This is a genomic window from Paenibacillus sp. P4_A7 (assembly GCF_056402455.1).
Map to the genome: position 1 here is coordinate 1 of NZ_JBFUHJ010000623.1, position 2,575 is coordinate 2,575.

At 44.8% G+C, this 2,575-nt stretch carries 2 protein-coding genes; one reads left to right on the plus strand and one right to left on the minus strand.

Annotated elements, in window-relative coordinates:
- Positions 1–1,224, minus strand: a 1,224-nt coding sequence (locus AC1DWN_RS32085) for an aminotransferase class I/II-fold pyridoxal phosphate-dependent enzyme (RefSeq protein WP_477562899.1), incomplete at its 3' end; no start/stop codon positions are given.
- A 298-nt stretch (positions 1,225–1,522) separates the two neighbouring features.
- On the opposite strand from AC1DWN_RS32085, the gene AC1DWN_RS32090 reads away from it, so the two are divergent.
- On the plus strand, positions 1,523–2,308 hold the full coding sequence (locus tag AC1DWN_RS32090) for a helix-turn-helix domain-containing protein (protein WP_477562898.1): 786 nt from the start codon (positions 1,523–1,525) through the stop codon (positions 2,306–2,308).
- The last annotated feature ends 267 nt before the right edge of the window (positions 2,309–2,575 follow it).

Sequence of the window (2,575 nt, forward strand, 5' to 3'; positions counted from 1 at the left end):
CGAGAAAGCGACACGAAGATCAGTTTCTCCAAGAGCGATTGTTCCAATACCGTATTGGTTTAGCAAATGTACTCGAACTGACTCCGCGGACACGTTGCTAAGTTTAAGACACATAAAGTAGCCGGAGTTGAATGGGTAGTAGTTCAATACGTTATTGTAGCGTCCGCTATCAAGCAGTGATTTAACTCGATTGGCACGACGTTTCATAATATCGTATTTTTCCGCTTTTTGCTGGTCGAATTCAGGCGACTGCAAGGCACGCAATACGAATGTTTGCGATGGGTGCGGACCGCTTGAAATGGTAGCCCTAATAATGCCGAGCGTTTTTTGCTCAAGAGCATTGAGTGTAGCTGTGGATGAGGAACCGTAAGTAATAAAGCCTACGCGGAAGCCCCATACGTATTCTTCCTTCGTTGCACCATCTACTTTGACAGCAAGCACACGAGGATGAAGGTCAGACAGCTTGCCAAATAACGATTCATGGAGGGAATCCTCGAAGAAGAGTCCGAAATAGGCATCGTCCGTAACGGCAACGACATTAATTCCTGCTTCGGCCGCATCGCGAATCGCAGCAATAATTTCATCGCCTTCCTGTGTGCCAGGCGTATATCCAGTTGGGTTATTCGGGAAGTTAAGTACAACAATCGCTTTTCCTTTGCCCTTCTGTGCAAGCAAAGCTTCACGCAAGCCAGCGCTGTTGAATTTCATTTGATCGTTATATAGTGGATATTCTACGATCTCGGCACCTCGACGAACACCGAAAGTTAATTCGTAGTTTTCCCAGTTTTTATTAGGAATGATGACAGCATCGCCAACGTCAGCGAATAAATCAGCTACAATGCTAAGACCGTGTGTCAAAGCGTTTGTAACAATAGGATTGCTAAATCCTTTCGTTTCAAGCGATGGGTTTTCTTTAATCATTTTGGAACGCCAAGCCGTACGAAGCTCTGGCTTACCTGCAGGCGGTGCATATTCGTACAGGTCTTTAGGGTTGTAAGCGGTAAGCGTCTCCTGAATAACGTTGAGATGCATAGGCTGACCATYTTCTATTGCAATACCGATAGTAGCGTTAAACTTTGTAGCTTTTGATTTCGCTTCGGCGGACTGACTGAGAATGCCCTCCTTCGGGAAATAAATCGCTTTGCCTAAAGCTGACAACATCGCGTAGACATTCTCGTTTTCTGTTTGCAACGTCTCGTTTAACTGCTGAGCAAGTGGGTTCATTGACTTCATTCCATCCTTCCGAGTTTATTCATCCAAGTGTAGCCAGCTGGCACCGACCTATGGCGGCGTGAGCTCGTTTCACGGTGAAATATAGGCTGCGTATAAAGGTGAAACTTATATGATCCTATAATTCTTTGAAATTGAATAAACTTTTTTTTGTTTTCGGGTGCTATTATACCATTTTTTTTGCGAAGGTAGCCAATATCTATTCAAATTTTTTCGTAACATCACGCCTCTTGCATTAAAGTTTATCACTGTTGTATGATGACGGCAGATATCTACCACGGGAGGTTACTTTATGCTGCATATTTCGCCTGATTCTCTAGTATTAATGCCTGCTTTTGCAAAAATTGTATGTGAGCCTGGCTGGAGATGGGCAAAACGTGAGAAACCGATGCCTAATTATGATTTATTTTATATTTGGAGCGGAGAGGGAGAATTAGAAGTTAATGGGATCCTTTATGAAGTAGGCAAGGGCAGCTGCTTTCTATTTCGTCCGGGTGATTTTACAAGCGCTACTCATAATCCACAGCGGCCGCTCGTTTTATCCTATATTCATTTTGACGTGAATGAACTAGTTGAAATGGTACCAAACCGTTATCGGAAGCTGAACGACACGGTCGATTTTGAATACTTGCTGTCACGTTACGTTCGGCTGTTTCTCTTTCAGACTTATGCTGCCAAAGAAGAGGCACAGCTCGTGCTGAAGCAGCTTATGATTCATTTACTGCGTGAGGATAATCAGCCGCCTATGGAGAAGAAGGGAAGCAATCAGCTAACCGAGGCTATTCATGAGATTGCTAACTATGTTCGCCAAAATCCAAGCATTGCCCATCGTGTCGAGGATTTGGCGATGCGAGCGGCTTTGTCGCCGCGTTATTTTTCAATGAAATTCAAGGAGCTTATCGGAATGTCGGTTCAAACCTACATGATACGTACTCGAATTGAGAGGGCTCAGCATTTACTGATGCAGCAAGGAATGAATGTGACGGAAGTGGCGGATGCACTCGGCTACCGTGACATCTTCTTCTTCAGCCGCCAATTTAAACAATATACGGGACGAAGTCCGTCCGAAATACGTTAAGAGCGCATTTGTCTTTTCCCCTAGAGAGGAGAAGGCTAATGCGCTCTTTGCTTTGGAAGCTTTGATGGTCTTGAAGGCCAAGATACTGCCGACCCGTTGGCCTGTGAACCCATGCACCTGTGGACTCATGATCCCGTGATTGATTATAAATCTTGGGACTCTGTGGAGCTTTGAGAAAGATGTGGACAATAGCGATGCATGAGCTCGATCGTCTCTAGGTCATCCTCTTTCTCCCTTTGCTGCAGACCCTCGATCAAAGGGCGTAAT